22 protein-coding genes and 1 pseudogene are annotated in these 21,289 nt (G+C 65.0%); 12 read left to right on the top strand and 11 right to left on the bottom strand.

Translation table 11 applies throughout. From position 1 onward, the window contains the following. Nucleotides 1-91: 91 nt before the first annotated feature. Nucleotides 92-766 (top strand): GntR family transcriptional regulator, encoded by a 675-nt coding sequence (locus J7396_RS15775; protein WP_005917283.1) that lies wholly within the window; start codon nt 92-94, stop codon nt 764-766. A gap of 161 nt (nt 767-927) precedes the next feature. Here the strand turns inward: J7396_RS15775 and J7396_RS15770 are convergent, their stop codons facing one another. The 5 genes from J7396_RS15770 to ubiH form a co-directional block, all read right to left on the bottom strand. After that, complete coding sequence (locus J7396_RS15770; protein ID WP_209261708.1) at nt 928-1,959, bottom strand: transporter; 1,032 nt, start codon at nt 1,957-1,959, stop codon at nt 928-930. A 150-nt stretch (nt 1,960-2,109) separates the two neighbouring features. Then, entirely contained in the window at nt 2,110-2,541 is a 432-nt protein-coding gene (locus tag J7396_RS15765; RefSeq protein ID WP_008572574.1) for a nuclear transport factor 2 family protein, read from the bottom strand. A 102-nt stretch (nt 2,542-2,643) separates the two neighbouring features. Continuing rightward, nucleotides 2,644-3,366, bottom strand: a complete 723-nt coding sequence (locus tag J7396_RS15760) for an alpha/beta fold hydrolase (protein ID WP_014089440.1) — start codon at nt 3,364-3,366, stop codon at nt 2,644-2,646. Between the two features lie 127 nt (nt 3,367-3,493). Next, nucleotides 3,494-4,675: a UbiH/UbiF family hydroxylase gene (locus tag J7396_RS15755; protein ID WP_031421192.1), complete on the bottom strand. Its 1,182-nt coding sequence runs from the start codon at nt 4,673-4,675 to the stop codon at nt 3,494-3,496. Continuing rightward, on the bottom strand, nt 4,672-5,880 hold the full coding sequence (gene ubiH, locus J7396_RS15750) for a 2-octaprenyl-6-methoxyphenyl hydroxylase (RefSeq protein ID WP_209261707.1): 1,209 nt from the start codon (nt 5,878-5,880) through the stop codon (nt 4,672-4,674). Before ubiH ends, J7396_RS15755 begins: the two co-directional genes overlap by 4 nt. A 340-nt stretch (nt 5,881-6,220) precedes the next feature. On the opposite strand from ubiH, the gene J7396_RS15745 reads away from it, so the two are divergent. The 11 genes and pseudogenes from J7396_RS15745 (at nt 6,221) to J7396_RS15695 (ending at nt 16,794) form a co-directional block, all read left to right on the top strand. Next, complete coding sequence (locus J7396_RS15745) at nt 6,221-6,799, top strand: hypothetical protein (RefSeq protein WP_008576405.1); 579 nt, start codon at nt 6,221-6,223, stop codon at nt 6,797-6,799. A 3-nt stretch (nt 6,800-6,802) separates the two neighbouring features. Further along, on the top strand, nt 6,803-7,360 hold the full coding sequence (locus J7396_RS15740) for a cob(I)yrinic acid a,c-diamide adenosyltransferase (RefSeq protein ID WP_008576403.1): 558 nt from the start codon (nt 6,803-6,805) through the stop codon (nt 7,358-7,360). A gap of 38 nt (nt 7,361-7,398) precedes the next feature. Further along, nucleotides 7,399-8,310, top strand: a complete 912-nt coding sequence (locus J7396_RS15735) for a histone deacetylase family protein (protein WP_057681880.1) — start codon at nt 7,399-7,401, stop codon at nt 8,308-8,310. Nucleotides 8,311-8,342: 32 nt separating this feature from the next. Next, a complete protein-coding gene (locus J7396_RS15730) occupies nt 8,343-9,152 on the top strand; it encodes a hypothetical protein (protein WP_081029797.1) in 810 nt (269 codons plus the stop codon). A gap of 99 nt (nt 9,153-9,251) precedes the next feature. After that, nucleotides 9,252-9,545, top strand: a pseudogene (locus tag J7396_RS15725) (histone deacetylase family protein); the annotation flags it as partial. 116 nt (nt 9,546-9,661) lie between these two features. Further along, on the top strand, nt 9,662-12,103 hold the full coding sequence (lptD, locus tag J7396_RS15720; protein WP_039417630.1) for an LPS-assembly protein LptD: 2,442 nt from the start codon (nt 9,662-9,664) through the stop codon (nt 12,101-12,103). Further along, a complete protein-coding gene (locus J7396_RS15715; protein WP_008576397.1) occupies nt 12,100-13,491 on the top strand; it encodes a peptidylprolyl isomerase in 1,392 nt (463 codons plus the stop codon). Before lptD ends, J7396_RS15715 begins: the two co-directional genes overlap by 4 nt. A 19-nt stretch (nt 13,492-13,510) precedes the next feature. Continuing rightward, the gene (pdxA, locus tag J7396_RS15710) at nt 13,511-14,482 is read left to right on the top strand and encodes a 4-hydroxythreonine-4-phosphate dehydrogenase PdxA (protein WP_014089436.1); all 972 of its coding nucleotides are present in this window, start codon (nt 13,511-13,513) and stop codon (nt 14,480-14,482) included. 118 nt (nt 14,483-14,600) lie between these two features. Further along, a complete protein-coding gene (gene rsmA / locus J7396_RS15705) occupies nt 14,601-15,389 on the top strand; it encodes a 16S rRNA (adenine(1518)-N(6)/adenine(1519)-N(6))-dimethyltransferase RsmA (RefSeq protein WP_008576393.1) in 789 nt (262 codons plus the stop codon). A 36-nt stretch (nt 15,390-15,425) separates the two neighbouring features. After that, complete coding sequence (apaG, locus tag J7396_RS15700) at nt 15,426-15,809, top strand: Co2+/Mg2+ efflux protein ApaG (RefSeq protein ID WP_007965232.1); 384 nt, start codon at nt 15,426-15,428, stop codon at nt 15,807-15,809. Nucleotides 15,810-15,837: 28 nt separating this feature from the next. Further along, a complete protein-coding gene (locus J7396_RS15695; RefSeq protein ID WP_071118526.1) occupies nt 15,838-16,794 on the top strand; it encodes a symmetrical bis(5'-nucleosyl)-tetraphosphatase in 957 nt (318 codons plus the stop codon). A 51-nt stretch (nt 16,795-16,845) separates the two neighbouring features. Here the strand turns inward: J7396_RS15695 and J7396_RS15690 are convergent, their stop codons facing one another. The 6 genes from J7396_RS15690 to J7396_RS15665 are packed head-to-tail and all read right to left on the bottom strand — an operon-like array spanning nt 16,846 to nt 21,092. Continuing rightward, the gene (locus tag J7396_RS15690) at nt 16,846-17,340 is read right to left on the bottom strand and encodes a dihydrofolate reductase (protein WP_209261706.1); all 495 of its coding nucleotides are present in this window, start codon (nt 17,338-17,340) and stop codon (nt 16,846-16,848) included. Then, a complete protein-coding gene (locus J7396_RS15685) occupies nt 17,340-17,942 on the bottom strand; it encodes a hypothetical protein (protein ID WP_014089433.1) in 603 nt (200 codons plus the stop codon). Before J7396_RS15685 ends, J7396_RS15690 begins: the two co-directional genes overlap by 1 nt. Before the next feature lie 23 nt (nt 17,943-17,965). Then, complete coding sequence (locus tag J7396_RS15680) at nt 17,966-18,760, bottom strand: thymidylate synthase (RefSeq protein ID WP_209261705.1); 795 nt, start codon at nt 18,758-18,760, stop codon at nt 17,966-17,968. Further along, nucleotides 18,757-19,647 carry a prolipoprotein diacylglyceryl transferase gene (gene lgt / locus J7396_RS15675; protein ID WP_209261704.1) on the bottom strand — a complete coding sequence of 297 codons (891 nt, stop codon included), beginning with the start codon at nt 19,645-19,647 and terminating at the stop codon, nt 18,757-18,759. Before lgt ends, J7396_RS15680 begins: the two co-directional genes overlap by 4 nt. A 54-nt stretch (nt 19,648-19,701) precedes the next feature. Then, a complete protein-coding gene (locus tag J7396_RS15670) occupies nt 19,702-20,193 on the bottom strand; it encodes a TPM domain-containing protein (RefSeq protein ID WP_014089431.1) in 492 nt (163 codons plus the stop codon). Then, nucleotides 20,193-21,092: a TPM domain-containing protein gene (locus J7396_RS15665; protein ID WP_209261703.1), complete on the bottom strand. Its 900-nt coding sequence runs from the start codon at nt 21,090-21,092 to the stop codon at nt 20,193-20,195. Before J7396_RS15665 ends, J7396_RS15670 begins: the two co-directional genes overlap by 1 nt. Nucleotides 21,093-21,289 lie beyond the last annotated feature (197 nt).

Genomic DNA, 21,289 nt, shown 5'->3' with positions numbered 1-21,289 from the left:
CCATCAAGCGATCTCATCCGCAAGGTTTTTATACACGTAAGTGCGAGTTTTCCCTGTCGAAGGAACGTGCGCTGCGGTATGGCGCGAGAGAATGGAGCCAATGGCGAACAACCACCGATTGCAAGCGATCCAGCAGCTACGCGAATTGATCCTGTGCGGCACCTTCGCGCCGGGCGAGCGCCTCACCGAGGCGGCACTGGCCGAGCGCCTGGCGCTTTCGCGCACGCCGATCCGCCAGGCCCTGCCGGCGTTGTGCCAGGAAGGCCTGCTGGTGCAGGCAGGCAACCGTGGTTACGCCGTGCGGCGCTTCAGCCAGCAGGAAAGCCTGGATGCACTGGCGGTGCGCGCAGTGATGGAAGGCATGGCCGCGCGCACCGTCGCCGAACGGGGCGCCCCCGCCGAGTTGCTCGCCACCTTGTACGCCTGCCTGGGCGAAGGCGACCGCATCCTGGCCAGCCGCAATCTCCGTGCCGACGACGAGCAGGCATATGGCGCAATGAATGCCCGTTTCCATCGCGCCATCGTGGAGGCGGCCAACAAGCCGATCCTGACCGAAACGGTGGAGCGCTGCACCTTGGTGCCGTTCGTCAGCCCGGTCAACGTCGTGTTCGGCCAACGCACTGCCGCGCTTGCCTACGACGATCTGTTTTACGGACACAGGCAACACGGCGCGATCGTCTCGGCCATCGAGCAACGCGATGGCGCACGCGCGGAATTGCTGTTCCGCGAACACGCCAACACGCAACGGCACAGCATGGGACTGTGAGACGAGCGCTTTGCTCGTCGATACCCCTGCGCGCCAGGCACCCGGCTTGAGCGATGAGGCCGGACCTCCTGCGCTAGCAGGTTCGCGTGACGCATCGCATCAGTGTCGTCCACATGCCGGCACCGCGGCACAGGCAATGCAGGACACATGACCCGCACACGTTACAGCGAGTGCACGATCATCAGGTTGTAGCTATTGCCCGCCACCGAGTTCTCGACCTCGATGGGGAGGTAAACGTTGAAGTTGAGAAGGTTCTTTTCGTCGAACCGCCAGGACAACCCGGGACCAATGTAGAACTGCCTGCGCTTGCTGTCGGGAATGCTCTGGTCGTTGGTGCGGTTGTTCTTTAACTGCTGCAGGTAATACCCATTGATGCCCAGACGCAATTGTTCGGTGACCTTGACCGAGCTGGCGAAGTTTGCCCACAGCACATCGCCGGCCTGGCCGTTGCGAAAACGGAACCCGGGAATCGGCGGCACACCGCCGGCGCGGCTGGTGCGGAAGTTGTAGAGATAATTCAACCGCCCGCTGATTTCCCAGTCATCGCTGGGTTGCACGGTGAAGGCCCAATGCGGTGCGACCGACCAGAAACCGGTGCTCTGGTTGATGGCGACATCGCGATCGAACTTGCCCACGGGCGCGAAGGCGTCGATGGCAAATCGCTGGAAGAACAACACCCGCCCATCGCGCATCACCGGCGGCATCTGCAGCGCCGGCCCGAACGAGATATCGCCAATACCCAAGCCGTTGCTGCTCAAGCGCACGGGGCTATCGGCAGCGACGGAGGTGTCGTAATTGACCAGCGGCACGATCGCATTGAAGCTCAACGAACCGCCCTTCCAGGTGTAGGGCGTGACGTAGATGAGCTGGGTCAACGCGACGCTGACCCCAACGTTGGGGTCGCGGAACGCCGGCGAATTATCGCCGTTGGCATTTTTGATCGCATCGAAATCGTAGTACCGCAGATACTCGATGGCCGTCCATCCAGGCTTCATGGAACTGAAGCCATCTAGAAAACTGGTGCCACCCAAATTGATGCCTTGCGGTGGCGCCGCGGTTTCCGGTACGGCCTGCGCCCACGCTGCTGGCGACGCTGCGGCCAGCAAGGCAGCGATGATCAATGCAGGTTGACGAGGCGACAGCGCACGCGGCAACACCGAACCACAACGAACAGACGAACGGACGCGTTCCACTAGGCGAATCTCCGATGCAAAGGGAATGGATGACTGCGATGCGACGCGACGGGGAGGTGGAGAAAACAGGACTCAAGGACGGCGGCACGCGACATGCGCCATCGGGACAGCGAGGGGTAACGGTGTTGTCTGCAGCCCGGATGCGCCGACTCAGCCGGTGCCGACCCGCAGCAGCAGCGACCCGAGCCGTTGCTGGAACAACCAGCGCCCCTGCTCGAGCACCAGCACATCCTCGAAGCTGCCCAGCAATGCCGGCGATTGCGCCGTCCACGGCGGCGCTGCGGAGGTATCGCCGGCGGTGTAGAGCAGGACATGGCTGTGCGCGTGCGCCAGCGTGTGCGACTGGACGCTGACCAAGGTATTGAGCATCAGGTGGCACGTGGTGCGCGGCGCACGCTCGCGAAACGACTGCAAGATGGCCTCGCGCCCCCGCACGGGCGCATCCGGTGCACTGGGACGCGCGAACACACCATCGTCGGTGAACAACGCGGCCAGGCCGGCATGATCATGGCGGTCGTTGCACAGCGCGAACCGGCGGATCGCTTGCTCGCAGGCAATGATGATCGAGACGTCGTCGTGCATGCAGCGTTCCTCAAGGCGTGACCAAGGCAATCTCGACACCCGGCGAACTGCGTGTTTCGGCAGCAGTGGCCCCGTAGTCCCATGCGTTCGGCGGGCGCGCCATCACGCGGCCTGCAACCAGTCGCGCAGCGCGTCGCTGACGGCGGCAGGTGCTTCCACCGGCGCCATGTGCCCGCAGTGTTCGAAAATCGCCAGCCGCGCCTGCGGAATGTGTCGTGCCATGTCCTGATGCCGCGCCAATGGGCTCCACGCGTCCTGTCGCCCGACTCCCAACAACGTCGGGCATGTGATGTGCGCGAGCACCGGTGCCGCATCGGGGCGTTCCAGCAGGGCATTGGTCTGCCCAGCAAAACTTTGCGCGCTTTGCCGTTGCACCATGGCCATCAAGCCATCCATCAACGCGCCATCGGCGCGGTGATCGGGGTGCAGCATCGGCGGCAACCAGCGCTGAGCCAGCGCCTGCATTCCCTGGGCATGCGCCAGTCGCACCAATGCAAGCCGCTCTTCGCGTTCGCCGTCGCGGCGCGGCGCGATGCCTGTATCGAGCAGGGCCAGCCGCAACACGCGCGCTGGCGCCTGGCGCATGATTTCCAGCGCGACCCGCCCGCCCATCGAATGTCCCGCCAGCGCAAAGTGCGGCGGCGCAACGTCCAAGACATGCGCGGCCATCTGCGCGATGCTGTCGAAGCCGGCGAAATCCATCACCTGCACATCGGCCAGATCGCGCAGCGCGACGCGCTGCGGTTGCCAGATGGCGGCGTCGCACAGCAGGCCGCACAACAACAGCACTGCCGGCTTGGACGAAGGAGGCGCAGACGAGGTCATGGCGCGACTGTAGCCATGGCAGCCACGCACGTCGTATGGAACCTGCTGCCTTCGCTATAGCATCAAAGGCATATCAAGGCATGACAGACAGCCGCCGACGCCGATTCCGGCGGCGGGTGCGATTGGCTCACGCGCCGCCGGAGGCGCGCTTCCACAGCGCATCGACCAACGGCGGCAACGTGCCGGCCAGGCCCAATACCGATCCGCGCAACAAGGTCAGGTGCATTTCGTCGTTGGAAAACACCGTATTGATCGCATCGAAGCCGTAGGCGGCCACGGTGTTCTCGCTGCGCCGGGTACGTGCCCAGCGTTGCAGGCGATGCGGCGCGGCCCAATCGGCACGTTTGGCCATCGCCTCGCGCACGCTCTGCCGCAATGCCGCCACATCGCGCAGGCCCAGGTTGACGCCCTGCCCGGCCAGCGGATGCACCACATGCGCGGCGTCGCCCAGGGTCAGCACGCGGCCGCTGACGTACTGCTGCACCAGCTGCCGTTGCAGCGGGAAGGCAGTGCGTGCCGACACCACGCGCACCTCGCCCAGGCGCGCGGCAAAGGCCTGGGTCAACTCACGCGAGAAATCGGCATCGTGCAGCGCCAGCACGCGCTCGGCGTCGGCATCCGGCAAGGTCCACACGATCGAACTGCGGCCATCGGCGAACGGCAGGAAGGCCAGCGGCCCGGTGGTCAGGAAGCGCTGCCAGGCGGTGGCCTGATGCGGGTGCTCGGTTTCCACGAAGGCAACCACGCCGCGCTGTGCGTAGGCATGCCGGGAGACCGGCAGCCCGGCGAGTTCACGCAGGGTGGAGGCTGCACCATCGGCGGCAATGGCCATTGCCGCTTCCAGCCGGCTGCCATCGTCCAGGCGCAGGCGCACGCTGGCGGCGTCCTGCTCCAGCTCGACCACGCGTGCCGGGCAATGCACTTCGATGCCGGCCGCATGCACGGCGGCCCACAAGCGGTCCACCAGCACGTCGTTTTCGATGATCCATCCCAGTTGCTCGCGTCCCAGCGTGTCGGCGTCGAAGCCCAGCTCGCCACCGCCACCGGCATCCCAGACCCGCATGCGCCGGTAAGGCTGCACACGCGCGGCACGCACCGCATTCCACACGCCCAGGCTGTCGAGCAACGCGGCGTTGTCGGCGGCGAAGGCATAGACACGCAGATCGGGTTGATCGGCGTGCCAGCGGACAGGCTCACGCCCTTCGACCAGGGCAACGCTCAGGCCGGCATCGTTCAACGCCAGCGCGCAGGCGGCGCCGACGACGCCACCGCCGACGATCACCGCATCGCGCGTGCTGCGCCGGCTCATGCGCTGCTCCGGCACAGCTGCGGCACATCGCCACGAAAGCCCATGGCGCCGCCTACCAGCATCGATTGCAGCGGGGCCGCCTGCGACGTGGCAAACAAGCCCAGGCTACGCAACGGCCGCAGCAACGGCGCCGGGTTGCCGGTGAGCCGCGCCAGACCGCTGGAAAACCCGATGGTGTGCTCGCGGTCCACCCGCCGCCGCGCCAGATACTCGGCCAGCAACGCACCGGCACCGGCATCGCTGCGATCGTGCTCGATCAATTCGGCCAGCGTCAGCGCATCGCGCAGCCCCAGGTTGAAGCCCTGCGCACCGATCGGATGCAGCGTCTGCGCGGCATTGCCCAACAGCACCACGCGCTCGGCGATGAGGCTGTTGGCCAGCACCTGCACCAGCGGATAGGCACTGCGCTCGCCGGTGGCGACGAAGCGCCCGGCACGCCAGCCGGCGGCACGCTGCAGGCGCGCCAGCCAGCCGGCGTCATCGAGCGCAGCCACGGCCTCGGCCTCGGCGCGCGCCACGCAATGGATCGCACCGTAATGGCGGTCGCCGCGTGGCAACAGCGCAGTTGGCCCATGTTCGCCAAAACGCTCCCAGGCCGTGCCATCGGGCGGTCGTGACGCACGCACGCGCGCCACGAACAGGGTCTGCAGAAAATCGTGGGCATCGGTACCGATGTGCAGCAGCTCGCGCACCGCGCTATGGCTGCCATCGGCGCCGACCACCAGTTTGGCCTGCACACGTTGCTCGCCCGCATCGGTGGCCAGGCGCACCGCGCGCACGTCGTCCTGCACTGGCTCTATGCCGATGCACCGCGCAGGCCGGTAACGCCGCAGATGGGTCAGTTCGTCCAGACGGGTCTGCAAGGCATCGCCGAAGTCGCGTGCCACCACCACCTGGCCGAAGGCGTCGCGGCCGTAATCGGCCGCGTCCAGTTGCACGCGGCCGAAGTCCCCGGCGCGGCTGACATGGATGCGCCGGATCGGCCCGGGCGGGCTGCGCAGCTTGGCCATCACCCCGAGCGCACCCAGCGCGTTCACCGTGGCCGCGGCGAAACTGAGGTTGCGTTGATCAAACACTGCCGGCGGCGTGCCGGCCGGGGTGGCCTCCACCAGCCCGACATCCAGGCCGAGGCGGTCCAGCGCAATCGCAAGGCTGGAGCCGACCAGGCCGCCGCCAACGATCAGAACGTCATGGGGATGTGTCATTCCCACATGATAAGCCTTCGCCCCCTGCGCGTTGCCGCCAAAGGGCGGGACATCTGCCGCGCCCGCTGCCCACCTGCGCCTTGCCCGGCTCGCACGCAGCGCAGCGCGTCACGCGCTCCCCAAAACGCATGCAGCGGCTGGCACAGCGTGGCGGGCAGTCGCAGGGCGGGCGCGGACGGCGCACCCGGACGCGGCGATCTAGGCGTGGTGCAGGCCGATTCCGGGCCCCGCCCACGCGCGCCTGGCACTGCGCACTCGTTCTGCAGCTGCCATGACCAAGCCACGGGCAGCACCACTTCCACGCTACACTCCAGGGCCTGTAATCCGGCCCGCTCCGCGCATGACTTCTCGCTCGCACGACACCCTGATTCTGAGTCTGCTCGCCGTATTGATGGCGGCCACGCGGATCAATCACTTCGCGCCGGTTCCGGATGCGTCCTGGGCGGTGTTCTTCATCGGCGGATTTCATCTGGCTGCGCGCACCAAGCTGGCATTTCCACTGCTGATGCTGCTGGCCGTGGCGGTGGACTGGCTGGTGATCACCGGCCAGGGCCTGAGCTTCTGGCAGCACTACTGCGTGTCGCCGGCCTACTGGTGCCTGATCCCGGCGTATTTCGCGCTGTGGGCCGGCGGCATGTGGCTGCGCCGGCACTATCACGGCGCACAGTGGAGCGCGCTGGCGCGGCTGGTGCCGGCCCTGCTGATCGCCGTGGCGTTGTGCCAGCTGATCGCCCAGGGCAGCTTCTACTGGATCAGCGCCAGCGTGGCCGACCCGACCGTGGCCGGCTGGTTCAAGAATTACACCGACTGGCTGGGGCCCTATCTGCGCAGCGCCGCGCTGTACGTGGCGGCCGCCGCGGTGATCCAGGTGGCTGCCGAGCGTCTGTCCGCACCGCGTCGCCAGCCCTACGCCGGCTAAGCCATGGGCAATCGACTCTCTCGTATCTATACGCGGACCGGCGACGACGGCAGCACCGGCCTGGGCGACGGCAGCCGGACCGGCAAGGATGCGTTGCGCGTCAATGCCTACGGCACCGTGGACGAAGCCAATTCGGCCATCGGCGTGCTGCTGGCCGCCCCCGGTGTGCCGGAGCCGATTGCCGCACTGCTGACCACCGTGCAGCACCAGTTGTTCGACCTGGGCGGCGAGCTCTGCATCCCCGGCCACGCGGCCATCGACGCGGCCGACATCCAGGCGCTGGAGACGCAGCTGGACGCCTTCAACCAGACGCTGCCCGCACTGCAGGAATTCATCCTGCCGGCCGGCGGTGAGGCCGCCGCGCGCTGCCATCTGGCCCGCACCATCGTGCGCCGGGCCGAGCGCGAGACCGTTGCGCTGTCGCGCCAGGAAGCGGTACGCAGCGAGGCGATCGGCTATCTCAACCGCTTGTCCGACCTGCTGTTCGTGTTGGCGCGCGTGCTGGCGCGTGCCGATGGTCGGCAGGAAGTCCTGTGGCGGCACGACCGCCGACGCGGTTGAGCATGTGCCCGGGTCGGCACAGAGGCTAGAGTTGCCCCATGTTGGTCTTTACCCATCCCGCCTGCCTCGGTCACGACGCCGGCCCTGAGCACCCGGAGAGCCCCGCCCGCCTGGAAGCGGTCGTCCAGGCCCTGCGCGGCGCATTCCCGGATCTGGACTGGCGCGAAGCGCCGTTGGCCAAGCTGGGCGACCTGTGCCGCGTGCACGAGCGCGAGCAGGTGGATGCGGTGCTGGAAACCGCCTTCGACGGCTATCGTCAGCTGGACGTGGATACGCGCATGGTGCCGGCCTCGCGCGCGGCCGCCTTGCGCGCCGCAGGCGCCGGCATCGCCGCGGTCGATGCGGTGATGCAGGACCAGGCCCGCACCGCCTTCTGCGCCGTGCGTCCGCCCGGTCACCACGCCACCGCACAGGTGTCGATGGGATTTTGCCTGTTCAACAACATCGCCGTGGCCGCCGCCCACGCCCGCGACCGGCATGGGCTGGAACGCATCACCATCGTGGATTTCGACGTCCATCACGGTAACGGCACCCAGGCGATCTTCGAACGCGACCCCGCCGTGCAGTACCTGAGCACCCACCAGTCCGGGCTGTATCCGCATTCGGGCAGCGTCTACGAGCGCGGCGTCGGCAATATCCACAACCTGCTGCTGCCACCGGGCAGCGACGGGCTGCGCTTCCGCAATGTCTGGGAAGACGAGATGCTGCCGCTCGTCGATGCCTTCCGCCCGCAATTGATCCTGATCTCCGCCGGCTTCGATGCGCATCTGCGCGACCCACTGGCCGACCTGATGCTGGACGACGACGATTTCGCCTGGCTCACCGGCGCGCTGCGCACACTCGCCGACCGCCATGCACGCGGCCGCGTGGTCTCGATGCTGGAAGGCGGCTACGACCTGCAGGCGCTTGCAGAATGCTCAATTGCTCATGTTAGAGTTCTTTTGCAGTAAATCACTCTCAATTTACTTTTAAAGGATAAAAAGTGAGAAAGTTGAATATTGTATTGTGTCTAGCAGCCACGATTGCATGTGGGCAAGTCAATGCGCAAATGCTGCGTGCAAACTTCCCTGGCCAGCTCAACCAAGGGAATCGACTAGTCCCAGAAGAAACCCTGACGTCGCCAAATGGCGCATATTCACTCAAATTTCTTGCTGATGGCTCATTAAGGCTCTATAGAAATTCAGATAATAGGCAGACATGGGTGGCAAGTAGCGGCCAAGTATCTCAAGGAGACTCTTTTAGCTTTTTACCTACGGGCGCAACTGGAACAAGGCCATCAAGGTGCGCTGGCCTGCAAAAAAATGGTACATCTGGCGGATCTCTGTTCAGAACATGCGCTCCGTCCTCAGTTACAGGAATGGTTCAGGACGCTTACTTTGCAGTTCAAGATGATGGAAATTTGGTGGTCTATGGTTTCGGCCCGGCCTGGAGAGCGACTGGCGACTTTCCAAACGGGCTAGATGGAATAGCTTTTCCTCCTGGAACGGTTTTTACTAAAGGAAGCAGCTTTCAGACATCCAACGGATCTGCACGACTTGACTTCACTGCTTCAGGGAATCTAGAGCTTTATGCTGGCGGCTCCCTTAAATGGCAATCTGGTACGGCAGGATCAGGAGAGAATGCAGTCATGCAAGGCGACGGTAATTTTGTAATATATAATTCTGCAGGCAGTCCAGTTTGGTCCACTGGCACACAGGGAACAGACCCGTACTTGTCGTTAAGCACTAATGGGGCACTTGCTGTCTTATTTAGAGTTAGCGGTAGAAGTGGCGTTCTTTGGTCATTGAGATAGGATAAAAAACTGAGATAGACTCATACAACGCCTTGAAACCATAGAGGCGTTGTATGTACAGCAATGAATTATAGGTGTCGGCATCCAAAGAATTCGCCAATTCCACCATACAGCGACGGGCTGCGCTTCTGCGATATCTAGGAAGACGAGATGCACCGCTGGCTGATATTGCGCCTGCCGCTGACCCTGATCTCCGCCGGCTTTGATGCGCATCTGCGCGACCCACTGGCCGACCTGATGCTGGACGACGACGATTTCGCCTGGCTCACCGGCGCGCTGCGCACACTCGCCGACCGCCATGCACGCGGCCGCGTGGTCTCGATGCTGGAAGGCGGCTACGACCTGCAGGCGCTGCGCGAAAGCAGCGTGGCGCACGTGGCAGCGCTGCGCTGAACCCCGGCCAGGGCGCCGGTCGCGTCACCGAGTGCGATGAACCTCGCCCTCCCGGCGCCGGCGCTCTTCATTGCCCCTATGCGGGGTATGCGGCAAGCTAGTCGCCATTTTATTGGTTGAACCCACGCGTGCGCCGAGCTCTCCGCCTGCTGCCCCTGCCTTTGAGCATCGCCATCTGCCTCCCGGCCATGGCTGCCGACAAGCCGTTGAACTGGGGACTGTGCCCGGCCGTAGACCCGCTACCCGGCTTCGACGGCGCCCCCGCCGCCGACCCCAAGGCCGCAGAAATGCGCCAGCAGTTGCCGACCGACATCGAAGGCGACCAACTCTCCGGCACCAGCACCACCCCGCAATACCAAGGCAATGTTGCGTTGAAGCGCGGCGACCAGTTCCTGGGTGCCGACAACCTGCGCATGGACACCGAAACCGGCAACTACATCGCCGAAGGCAATGTCCGCTACCAGGACACCTCTTTCCGCATGGTCGCCGACCGCGCCGAGGGCAATCAGGACACCGACACCCACAAGGTCACCAACATCCAGTACCAGTTGGTGGAGCGCCGCGGCAATGGCGACGCCGAATCGGTGGACCTGCAGGGCCAGGTCGGGCAGATGCATCGGTCCACGTACACCACCTGCGACCCCTCGCAGCCGATCTGGCGCGTTCGCGCGCCGGAGATCGACGTCGACAACGAGGAAGGTTTCGGTACCGCGCGCAACGCGGTGCTGCAGATCGGCAAGGTGCCGGTGCTGTACTTCCCGTGGTTCAAGTTCCCGATCGACGACCGCCGCCAGACCGGCCTGCTGTTTCCGCAATTCGGTCTGTCCGGCCGTAACGGCTTCGACTACCTGCAGCCGATCTATCTGAACCTGGCGCCGAACTACGACGCCACGTTGTTGCCGCGCTACATGAGCAAGCGCGGTTTCATGTTCGGCACCGAATTCCGGTACCTGTACGAGGGCGGTCGCGGCGAAGTCACCGGCAACTACCTGCCCAACGACAAGTTGCGCGACAAGGACCGTGGCAGCGTGTTCTACAGCGGCTACCACAACGTCAACAGCAATTGGCAGGCGCGCAGTAGCATCTCCTGGGTCAGCGACACGCGCTACGTGGAAGATTTCACCAGCCGCATCAACGGCATGGGCTCGGCCTCCAGCCTGCAGAGCACCGTGGGCATCTACGGCACCGGCGAGACCTGGACCGCGGGCCTGATGGCCGACCGTTGGCAGCTCACCGACTACACGCTGGACGAGCAGGCCCTGCCCTATAACCGGCAGCCGCGCGCGTATTTCACCTGGGAAAAGCCGCTGGGCATTTTCGAGGCCGGTATCTATGCCGAGGCAGTGCGGTTTACGCATGATGACTCTTACTTCGTCAGGCCGCCGATCAGTGGCAGCAGCAGGGATGACAACGAAGACGAGTACGTCCGTACCAATATCCGCAACAAGCAATACGGCAGCGGCGCGCGCCTGGACGTCAAGCCCTACATCTCGATGCCGCTGTCGGGCGCAGCATGGTTCCTGACGCCTACCGTGGCGTGGCGCTACACCGCGTACCAGCTGGATTCCACGCTGGCCGATACCGCACCGCTGACCGGCAACCGCACGCCCACGCGCAGCCTGCCGATCGCCTCGCTGGACGCCGGCCTGTACTTCGATCGCGAAACCTCGCTGTTTGGCACCAACTATCTCAATACGTTGGAGCCGCGCATGTACTACCTGTACGTGCCGTACCGCGACCAGGACGATCTGCCGGTGTTCGACACCCGTCCGTTCACCTTCAGCTACGGGCAGCTGTTCCGCGACACCCGCTACACCGGCGCCGACCGCCAGAACGATGCCAACCAGCTGACCCTGGCAGTGACCTCGCGCTGGCTGCGCCAGGACGACGGCCGCGAAAAGCTCTCGCTGAGCGCGGGCCAGATCCTGTACTTCAGCGACTCGCTGGTCACCATCAACAACAGCAACAATTCGGCAGCCGGCAGCGAGCAGACCGTCGAACAGGGCAAGTCTGCCTGGGTGGCTGACGCCAACTACATGATCAACGACCGCTGGTCGATGGGCGCCACCTACCAGTGGAACCCGAACTCACGCAAGGAAGATCTGGCCAGCCTGCGCACGCGCTACCTGCTCAACAACGACGGCATCATCAACCTGGCGTATCGCTACCGTCGCAACCTCACCGACAACAGCGACCAGCTCAAGCAGGCCGATTTCTCCTTCCTGTACCCGATCAACCCCAGCTGGAGCGCGGTCGGTCGGTACTACTACTCGCTGCTGGACCGCAAGCCGCTGGAAATCATCGGTGGCGTGCAATGGGACAGCTGCTGCCTGGCGGTACGCGGGCTGGTGCGCCGGTTCGTGCGCAACCGCGATGGCGAGATGGACAACTCGATCCAGATTGAGTTCGTGCTGAAGGGCTTGAGCTCGTTCGGGCAGAACACGGACCGCACTTTGCGCCGTGCTATTCTCGGCTATTACCGCGACGACCTCTACCTGGTCCCGCCCAGCAACACCACGACCAATCCGGACGATTACGATCCGAACCTGATTCCATGACCAAGCCTTTCTCTGTTGTTCTTGCCTCGCTGCTGGCCATCACCAGCACGGTTTCGCCGTTGGCCTCGGCACAGCAATCCCAGCCGCTGGATCGCATCGCTGCCATCGTCGACGAAGACGTGGTGCTGCAGAGCGAGCTCGATCGCGCCGTACGCAACGTCAAGTCGCAGTATGCCGGTCGCGAAAACCAGCTGCCGCCAGACGATGTGCTGCAGCGGCAGGTGCTTGAGCGCCTGGTGCTGGTCAAGCTGCAGGTCAGCCGTGCCGATGGCAACGGTATCCGCGTCAGCGACGAAGAACTCAACCGCGCCATCGCCAGCATCGCCCAGCAGAACGGCACGACCGTGGACGGCCTGCGCCAGAAGCTGGCAGCCGACGGGATGGGCTACGCCGATTTCCGCGCATCGGTGCGCGACGAGATCATCGTGCAGCGCCTGCGCCAGAGCTTTGCGCAGAGCCGCATCAGCGTGAGCGAAGGCGAAGTGGATACCGCACTGGCCCAACAGGCCGCCACCGGTAGCCAGTACCACCTGGCGCACATCCTGATCGGCTTGCCGGAAGGGGCAACTGCCGAGCAGATCGCCACCGGCCAGAAGAAGGTCGATGGCGTCAAAGCCTTGATCGACAAGGGCGAGCTGGATTTTTCGGCCGCTGCGGTGCGTTATTCCGATAGCCCCAATGCGCTGGAAGGCGGCGATCTGGGCTGGCGCAGCCTGGATGAAATCCCGAACGCATTTGCGCAGCTGATCCGCGACATGCAGCCCGGCCAGGTGGCCGGACCGCTGCGCGGCCCGAGCGGCTTCCAGTTGCTCAAGCTGGTGGAAATGCGCGACGCCAATGCCGGCGGCGAAAAGAAGATGGTCACCGAGTACCACGCACGCCACATCCTGGTGCGGATCGGCGAGAACCAGACCGAGGCGCAGGCCAAGGCCAAGATCGATACGATTCGCGCACGCATCGTTGGTGGTGCCGATTTCCAGGCGACGGCCAAGGAGTCTTCCGAGGACACCAACAGCCGCGGTCAGGGTGGCGATCTGGGCTGGTTCCCCGCCGATGCGTTCGGCCCGGACTTCGGCAAGCAGGTCGAAAGCCTGACCGACGGCGCAGTCTCCGAACCGTTCCGGACCCAGGCGGGCTGGCACATCGTGCAGCGCGTCGGCAGCCGCCAGACCGACGTCAGCGCCGAGAACCAGCGCGCGCAGGTGCGTGAAACCATCGGTCGCCGCAAGCTGGAAGAAGAGTACAACCGCTATCTGCAGGAACTGCGTGGCGAAGCGTACGTGAGCTACCGCACCGGCGACCGCGCCGATGACAATGCCACTGCCGCTCCGGCCAAATCGGCAGACCCGGCAGCGCCTTCGCCGCCGCCGGCAAAGCCGACGCGCTGAGACCGGGCAGCCGGATAGCATGATGGTCCCGTCGCTCGCGCTGGTGCCAGGCGAGCCGGCCGGAATCGGGCCGGAGCTATGCATCCGGCTTGCGCAGCAGCCGCGCTCGGACGCGCATCTGATTGCCTACGCCGACCCAGACACCCTGCACAGCGCCGCAACGGCGCTGTCGTTGCCTGTACGGCTGCTCGATCCCGACCAGCCGGCACGTGCGCCCGGCGACCTGCCGCTGCATCCCGTTCGCCAGGCCGTGACCACGCGTTTGGGCGCACCCGACCCGGCCAATGCGGCAGCAGTGATCGCCGGCCTGCGCAGCGCCGCGGGTGACTGCCTCGCCGGCCGCCTGCAGGGAATCGTCACTGGCCCGGTGCACAAGGCAGTGATCAACGCCGGCGGCATTGCTTACACCGGCACCACCGAACTGCTGGCCGAACAAGCCGGTTGCCCGGTGGTGATGATGCTGGCCAACAGCATCGTGCGCGTTGCGCTGGTGACAACCCATCTGCCGCTGCGTGCGGTGGCCGATGCGATCACCGCCGATGCGCTGCTGCAATGCCTGCGCATTACCCATGCGGCGATGCAGCGCGACTTCGGCCTGGAGCACCCGCGCATCGCCGTGCTCGGCCTCAACCCGCATGCCGGCGAAGACGGTCACCTGGGCCGCGAGGAACTGGATATCGTCATTCCGCTGCTGGAGCAGCTGCGCGGCGAGGGCATGCAGCTGATCGGCCCGCTGCCGGCGGACACCGCGTTCTTGCCGCAGAAACTGCGCGGTTTCGACGCGGTGGTGGCGATGTATCACGACCAGGGCCTGCCGGTGCTCAAGTACAGCGGCTTCGAGCAGGCTGTAAATATCACCCTGGGCCTGCCCTACCCGCGCGTGGCGGTGGATCACGGTACTGCGCTGGAACTGGCCGGCCGCGGAATCGCAGACCCCTCCAGCCTGATGGCAGCCACTGCGTTGTGCGCCCGATTGGCGGCGCGCCGCTAACACCACGCGTGCTTGGCTCGGCGCGGGGATGCCGCATGGCGCACGCCGCCGATCCGCCAGGCCAGGCGGGCACGCGAACGACACCGCGTGCAGGCGCGGCCTCCGTTAAACTGCGCAGATGAATTCTTCTTTCAGCGCACCGGCCAAGAAGTCGCTTGGCCAGCACTTTCTTGCCGACCGGTATTACATCGACCGCATCGTGCAGGCGGTAGACCCGCGCGCCGGCCAGCATCTGGTCGAGATCGGCCCGGGCCAGGGTGCCATCACCTTTCCGTTGCTGCGCAGGCATGGCGCGCTGACCGTGATCGAATTCGATCGCGACCTGATCGCGCCGTTGACCGAAGCGGCGGCCCCGATCGGCGCGCTGAGCATCATCCACCGCGATGTGCTCAGCGTGGATTTCACTGCACTGGCCGATGGCACGCCAATCCGCCTGGTCGGCAACCTGCCCTACAACATCTCCTCGCCGATCCTGTTCCATGCGCTGGACCATGCCGCTGCCGTGACCGACATGCATTTCATGCTGCAAAAGGAAGTGGTCGACCGCATGGCCGCCGGCCCCGGCAGCAAGGTGTACGGACGGCTCAGCGTGATGCTGCAGGCGTATTGCGAGGTGACTGCGCTGTTCGTGGTGCCGCCGGGCGCATTCCGGCCGCCGCCGAAGGTGGACTCGGCCGTGGTGCGGCTGGTGCCGCGCGACCCGGCCACGGTGCAGATCAACGACCGCCGCCGCTTCGCCGATGTGGTGCGCGCCGGGTTCGGGCAGCGCCGCAAGACCCTGCGCAATGCCTTGTCCACCATTTGCGAACCGGCCCATTTCGACGCCGCGCAGGTGCGCCCGGATGCACGCGCCGAACAACTGGAGGTCGCGGATTTCATCCGGCTGGCCAATGTCGAGCTGGCTTGAGCGCCGCTCCCACACCGTTTTATTTAGACTTTCGCCATGCAAGATGATCCGCGCTACCGCGTCGAGGTCGAGGTATCGCCCCGCTTCCTCGCCCATCAATCCACCCCGGACGAAGGCCGCTACGCCTTTGCCTACAGCATCCGCATCCAGAATGCGGGCGCGGTGCCTGCGCGCCTGATCGCGCGTCATTGGCAGATCACCGATGGCAACGGGCGCACCGAGCAGGTGGATGGCGAAGGCGTGGTCGGCGAACAGCCGTGGCTGCGACCGGGCGAAGCTTTCCATTACACCTCCGGCGTACTGCTGGAGACCGAGCAGGGACAGATGCAAGGCCACTACGACATGGTGGCCGACGATGGCACCGAATTTATCGCCCCGATCGCCGCCTTCGTGCTGAGCGTGCCCAGGACGCTGCACTGATGAATGCCGGAGTAAGGGAGCGCGCGCAATGAGCGTCTGGGCCATCGGCGACCTGCAAGGGTGCTACGACATCACCCAGCGGTTGCTGGAGAAGATCAATTTCGACCCCGCCCAGGACACGCTGTGGTTCTGCGGCGATCTGGTCAACCGCGGCGGGCAATCGCTGGAAACGCTGCGCCTGGTGCATTCCCTGCGCGCGCACAGCGTAGTGGTGCTGGGCAATCACGACCTATCGCTGCTGGCGATCGGTGCGCGTTCGGAAGAAGAGCAGCGCAAGGTCAACCCGGATCTGCTGCGCATCGTGATGGCCGAAGATCGCGATGCGTTGCTGGACTGGCTACGCATGCAGAAGCTGGCGCACGTGGACCGCACCCTGGGCTGGATGATGATCCATGCCGGGCTGGCGCCGAAGTGGACCACGCAGATGGCCGAAAAGCATGCACGCGAGGTCGAGCAGCAACTGCAGGGCGGCGGCTATCGCAAGCTGCTGCGCAATATGTACGGCGACCAGCCGGGCTGGTCGCCGGGCCTGAGCGGCTACGACCGCAGCCGCGCCATCATCAATCTGTTCACCCGCATGCGCTATTGCACCCCGCGTGGGCGCATCGCCACCGACGACAAGGGCACGCCGGGGACGCAGGCGCAGGGCCTGTATCCCTGGTTCGAAGTGCCGGGACGGGTCGAGCGCGACCTGAAGATCGTCTGCGGGCATTGGTCCGCACTGGGCCTGACGATCACCCAGGGTGTGCATGCGATCGATACCGGCGCGGTCTGGGGCGGCAAGCTGACGGCGTTGCAGCTGGATAGCGATGAGCTGCGCGTGGTGCAGGTGCCCGGACGGGAAGTGACCGGGCCGGCACCGGTCGCACGCGCACCGCGGCGTCCACGTGAGCGTCAGGGGCGTCAGCGCTCGCGCGGCAACCGCGGCAATGCGGGGAGCGCAGCGGCCGGCCCCAAGCCGTCAGTCGATACGCCACAGGACTGAGCGCGCGAGGCGCCCGTCGCCATCGCGGTGCCGGGCGCGACCCTGCATCGCTCAGCGGCGTTCGTAATCCACGAACGAAAACGCATGGGCATGCCGGGCGTCGGCAGCATATAACTCGCGCCTCGCCGGCGACCACACCGCAGGGTCGATCGGCGGGAAGTGCGTATCGGCGCCATCCACCGCGGTGTCCACTTCGGTCACGGCCAGCAGATCGGCGCGTTCCATGGTCAGGCGATACACCTCCCCGCCACCGATCACGCACAGCTCCTGCGCCCCCTCCTGCACGGCGCGTTCGATCGCCTGCTCCACCGATGCGACCGCCTGCATGCCGTCGAACGGCACCTGCCCCGAGCGGGTCAGCACCAGATTCAACCGCCCCGGCAGCGCACGCCCCAGCGACTGCGCCGTCTTGCGCCCCATCAGGATTGGCTTGCCCAGCGTCAGCGCCTTGAAGCGCTTGAGATCATCGGGCAGCTTCCACGGCAGCTCGTTATCGCGACCGATGGCGTTGTTGCGGTCGAAGGCCACGACCAGGGTCAGTTTCATCACTTGAAAGTACCGCTGGTTAAACGTGCATCGCATTGATCGGTAATAGGCCTTAACGCTGCAAAAATACTATTCATCCTAGACACTAATCCAGGCATAGCTTCTTGCACTTTCAATGCTATGACTTCGTCAACCTTACCCGGCGTCACAGAGTCAAAACTGGTTTTCCCCATCAGGAATGATGCTAGCTCCCTATTATTGGTATCCAGTGCCGTAGCAATCATCAAACGTTGCGAATCCGTAGTCGCAGAAAGGATCAAGGGGGCCATTGTGTCGCCAAGCCAGGGGCGATCAAATAATTCTTGCAGCGATGGCCGCATTTGTTTTTCCAGCTCGGAGCGAATTGCGGGGCGCATCTCAGGGCAACCCCCTTTCCAGCGATCTTGCATTTCCTCTTCCAGCTGCGTTTCAAGCTCAGCTAGATATTTAGAAGTTAAATTCTTTGTAAGCGTCGGCGCCAATAACTGCTGATAGAAGGCGCGCGATTGCTCGAGTGGCGTCAGCGAGGTCAGCTTTGCTGCGAAAACCTCTATTGAGCCGAAGCAATTAGCTACAACAAGCAGTACGACCATTCCGATTCGTGAAGACCAACCACTAGTCATATGCCCTCCTTGACTGACCTTAATTACACCGCCACCGGCGCCTTGATCGCCGGATGCGGGTCGTAGCCTTCGATGGCGATGTCTTCGAAGCGGAACCCGAACAGGTCGGTGACCTCGGGATTCAAACGCAAGGTGGGCAGCGCGCGCGGCGTGCGCGTCAGTTGCTCGCGTGCCTGCTCGAAATGATTGGAATACAAGTGCGCATCGCCCAGCGTGTGCACGAAATCGCCAACGCCCAGGCCGGTGGCCTGCGCCACCATATGCGTCAGCAGCGCATAGCTGGCGATATTGAACGGCACGCCCAGGAAGATGTCGCCGCTGCGCTGATAGAGCTGGCAACTGAGCCTGCCGTTCACCACATAGAACTGGAACAGGCTGTGGCACGGCATCAGCGCCATCTGCGGCAGCTCGCCGACATTCCAGGCGCTGATCACCAGCCGACGCGAATCCGGATTGCGCTTGATTTCATCCACCAGCCACTGCATCTGGTCGATTTCGACACCGTCCGGGCCGGTCCAGCGCCGCCACTGTTTGCCGTACACCGGACCGAGATCGCCGTTGTCGTCGGCCCACTCGTCCCAGATGCGTACCTGGTTGTCGCTGAGGTAGCCGATATTGGTGTCGCCCTTCAGGAACCACAGCAACTCATGGATGATCGAGCGCAGGTGCAGTTTCTTGGTGGTCACCAACGGGAAGCCGTCGTTGAGATCGAAGCGCATCTGCCAGCCGAACACGCTGCGCGTGCCGGTACCGGTGCGGTCGGACTTCTCTGCACCGTGTTCCAGCACGTGCTGCAACAACTCCAGGTACGGCTTCACTTGGCAGCCTCCACGCCTGCGGGCGCCGGCAGCACCGGCTGCAACACCGGCGCGCGGCGCGACATCGCCAGCAGCACCAGGCCAACCGCAATCAACGGCAGGCTCAGAATCTGGCCCATCGTCAGCCAATTGAAGGCCAGGTAGCCGATCGGCGCGTCGGGCACGCGCACGAATTCGACGATGAAACGGAACACGCCATACAGCAATGCAAACAGGCCAGAGACCGCATACCGTGCGCGCGGCTTCATGGAGAACGTCCACAACACCACGAACATCACCACGCCTTCCAGTGCAGCTTCATAGAGCTGCGAGGGGTGGCGTGCGAACTGGTTCAACGCGCCGGCGGCGTACTGCGCCTGGATCTGCGCGGGCAACCGGTCCGCCAGTTCCGGCGCGTGCGGAAAGATCACGCCCCAGCCGGCCTGGGTGAATTTTCCCCACAATTCGCCGCCGACGAAATTGCCGAGCCTCCCGAAACCAAGACCCAGCGGCACCAGCGGGGCGACAACGTCCATCACATCGAAGAAGTGCAACCGGTGCTTGCGCGCCCACAGCCAGCAGGCGATCAACACGCCAAGCAGGCCGCCGTGGAAGCTCATGCCGCCTTCCCAGACCTTGAACAGGATCAGCGGGTTGGCCAGGAAGGTCTCGAACGCATAGAACAGCATGTAGCCGATGCGCCCGCCCAACACCACGCCGAGCATGCCGTAGAACAGCAGGTCGGAAAAACCATCCATGTCTACCCCGGGCAGGCGACCGCGCAGGATGCGCGAACGGCCCAGCGCCCAGGCCGAGAAAAACGCCGCCAAATACATCAAGCCGTACCAGTGCACCTGCACCGGGCCGAGCGAGAAGGCGATGGGGTCGATGGCGTGCAGATAGATCATGCGGACCGCGTATCACAAACAAGCGAGGCCGCTATTCTGACACCTCGCACGCGCTCAGCCTAAAATCCGCGGCCGGTCAGGTAGCTCGTCTTCATGCTGCGCGCCGTCTGTGGCCGGGAAATGCTCGGCCAACAGCTCGGTCACCGCCTCGATGCCGGCCAGGACAGCCGCTTCGTGCTGGCCTTCGCGCAGGAATTGCTGCATGCGCCGGCACACCTCTGCCCAGCGCGCTTCCGGCACCCGGCTGCGCAGACCGCGGTCTGCCACCACCTCGATGGCGTGGTCGGCCAGCAGCAGGTAAATCAGCACCCCGTTGTTGGCTTCGGTATCCCAGGTCCGCAGCTGGGCGAAGGCCTGCTCGGCGCGCTGCCGCGCGCTGTGCCCGCGCCACAACGCCTCCAGCGGCAGGTCGGCCTCGACCGCGACCATGATCTGGCCGGTGTGCGAGCGCTCGCTCGCGGTCACCGCCGCCGCAATGGCGTCCATGCATGCGGCTGGAAAAGTGCGCTGCGCCGAGGGCGCGAAGATATGCCTGAGCCACCGCATTACCAGCTCCCCGAGGCGCCACCGCCTCCTGATGACCCGCCGCCACCGCCCCAGCCACCACCGCCGCCGAAACCGCCGCGGCCGCCGCCGCCAAATCCACCGAAGCCGCCGAAGCCGCCGCCCCAGCCTCCGCCACCGACAAAGCGGCCGGGCGAGCCGGAGGACAGGCCGGCCAGCAGGCCGATCAGCGCCGCGCCCGCACTGGCCAACAGCAACGACGTCAACAGCAACGCCGCACCGCCGGCGGCAACGCCGGTCAGCACGGCGCGCAGCGGGCGCGGTAGCGCGCCCAGGATGCCTCGCGCCACCATGGCCACCACGAAGCCGATGAACAGCGCCATGATCCAGCCACCGCCGCCCGCGCCGTTGCCGCCCTCGGCATGCCCGCTGACCGGCGCCGGCAGGGCCTCGCCCTCGATCAGGCCGGCCAGGGTTGCGGTCGCCGCCGTGATGCCGCCAGCGTAATCGCCCTCACGGAAGCGCGGCGCCAGATACTCCTGGATGATGCGGTTGGCGGTGATGTCCGGAATGGCGCCTTCCAGGCCGTAACCCGGCTGGATGCGGACGCGGCGGTCGTCCTTGGCCACCAGCAGCAGCACGCCGTCGTCCACGCCCTTGCGACCGATCTTCCATTGGTCGAACACGCGCTGGGTGTATTGCTCGATCGCTTCCGGCTGCGTGGTCGGCACGATCAAAATCTGCAACTGCGCGCCCTTGCGCTGCTGCAAGGCCAGCGCCTGTTGCTCGAGTTGCTGGATCTGCGCCGCATCCAGGGTGCCGGTGACGTCGACCACCGGCGAGCGCAGCGGCGGGATGGCAGCCAACTCCTGCGCCAGCAGCGATGCCGGCAGCAGCAGCAACGCCATCATCCACACCACTCGCAAACACATTCGTCGCATTGCCAACTCCTACCTGATGCGCGCCGATCGTCCATCAGCGCGGGGTTTTGCGATTGCGTCTTCCCTGCAGGACGTTGCCTCTTACAGAGAACGTGTGCGCCTGAAACGAAGCCACGGCTGGTCGGAACGACTGCAAAGCCTGGCGGGCGACCTATCCGCACCAAGCCCATCCCCGATGGGAGAGCTAGCTCTCGCCT

Source organism: Xanthomonas sp. A1809, from assembly GCF_017746015.1.
Lineage (GTDB): Bacteria > Pseudomonadota > Gammaproteobacteria > Xanthomonadales > Xanthomonadaceae > Xanthomonas > Xanthomonas euvesicatoria.
This window is presented reverse-complemented; position numbering and strand designations above follow the sequence as displayed.

Coding starts and splice junctions, on each gene's coding strand:
- J7396_RS15775 (WP_005917283.1), top strand. CDS start 92: ATGGAGCCAATGGCGAACAACCACCGATTGCAAGCGATCCAGCAGCTA.
- J7396_RS15765 (WP_008572574.1), bottom strand. CDS start 2,541: ATGCACGACGACGTCTCGATCATCATTGCCTGCGAGCAAGCGATCCGC.
- J7396_RS15760 (WP_014089440.1), bottom strand. CDS start 3,366: ATGACCTCGTCTGCGCCTCCTTCGTCCAAGCCGGCAGTGCTGTTGTTG.
- J7396_RS15755 (WP_031421192.1), bottom strand. CDS start 4,675: ATGAGCCGGCGCAGCACGCGCGATGCGGTGATCGTCGGCGGTGGCGTC.
- ubiH (WP_209261707.1), bottom strand. CDS start 5,880: ATGACACATCCCCATGACGTTCTGATCGTTGGCGGCGGCCTGGTCGGC.
- J7396_RS15745 (WP_008576405.1), top strand. CDS start 6,221: ATGACTTCTCGCTCGCACGACACCCTGATTCTGAGTCTGCTCGCCGTA.
- J7396_RS15740 (WP_008576403.1), top strand. CDS start 6,803: ATGGGCAATCGACTCTCTCGTATCTATACGCGGACCGGCGACGACGGC.
- J7396_RS15735 (WP_057681880.1), top strand. CDS start 7,399: ATGTTGGTCTTTACCCATCCCGCCTGCCTCGGTCACGACGCCGGCCCT.
- J7396_RS15715 (WP_008576397.1), top strand. CDS start 12,100: ATGACCAAGCCTTTCTCTGTTGTTCTTGCCTCGCTGCTGGCCATCACC.
- pdxA (WP_014089436.1), top strand. CDS start 13,511: ATGATGGTCCCGTCGCTCGCGCTGGTGCCAGGCGAGCCGGCCGGAATC.
- rsmA (WP_008576393.1), top strand. CDS start 14,601: ATGAATTCTTCTTTCAGCGCACCGGCCAAGAAGTCGCTTGGCCAGCAC.
- apaG (WP_007965232.1), top strand. CDS start 15,426: ATGCAAGATGATCCGCGCTACCGCGTCGAGGTCGAGGTATCGCCCCGC.
- J7396_RS15695 (WP_071118526.1), top strand. CDS start 15,838: ATGAGCGTCTGGGCCATCGGCGACCTGCAAGGGTGCTACGACATCACC.
- J7396_RS15690 (WP_209261706.1), bottom strand. CDS start 17,340: ATGAAACTGACCCTGGTCGTGGCCTTCGACCGCAACAACGCCATCGGT.
- J7396_RS15685 (WP_014089433.1), bottom strand. CDS start 17,942: ATGACTAGTGGTTGGTCTTCACGAATCGGAATGGTCGTACTGCTTGTT.
- lgt (WP_209261704.1), bottom strand. CDS start 19,647: ATGATCTATCTGCACGCCATCGACCCCATCGCCTTCTCGCTCGGCCCG.
- J7396_RS15670 (WP_014089431.1), bottom strand. CDS start 20,193: ATGCGGTGGCTCAGGCATATCTTCGCGCCCTCGGCGCAGCGCACTTTT.
- J7396_RS15665 (WP_209261703.1), bottom strand. CDS start 21,092: ATGCGACGAATGTGTTTGCGAGTGGTGTGGATGATGGCGTTGCTGCTG.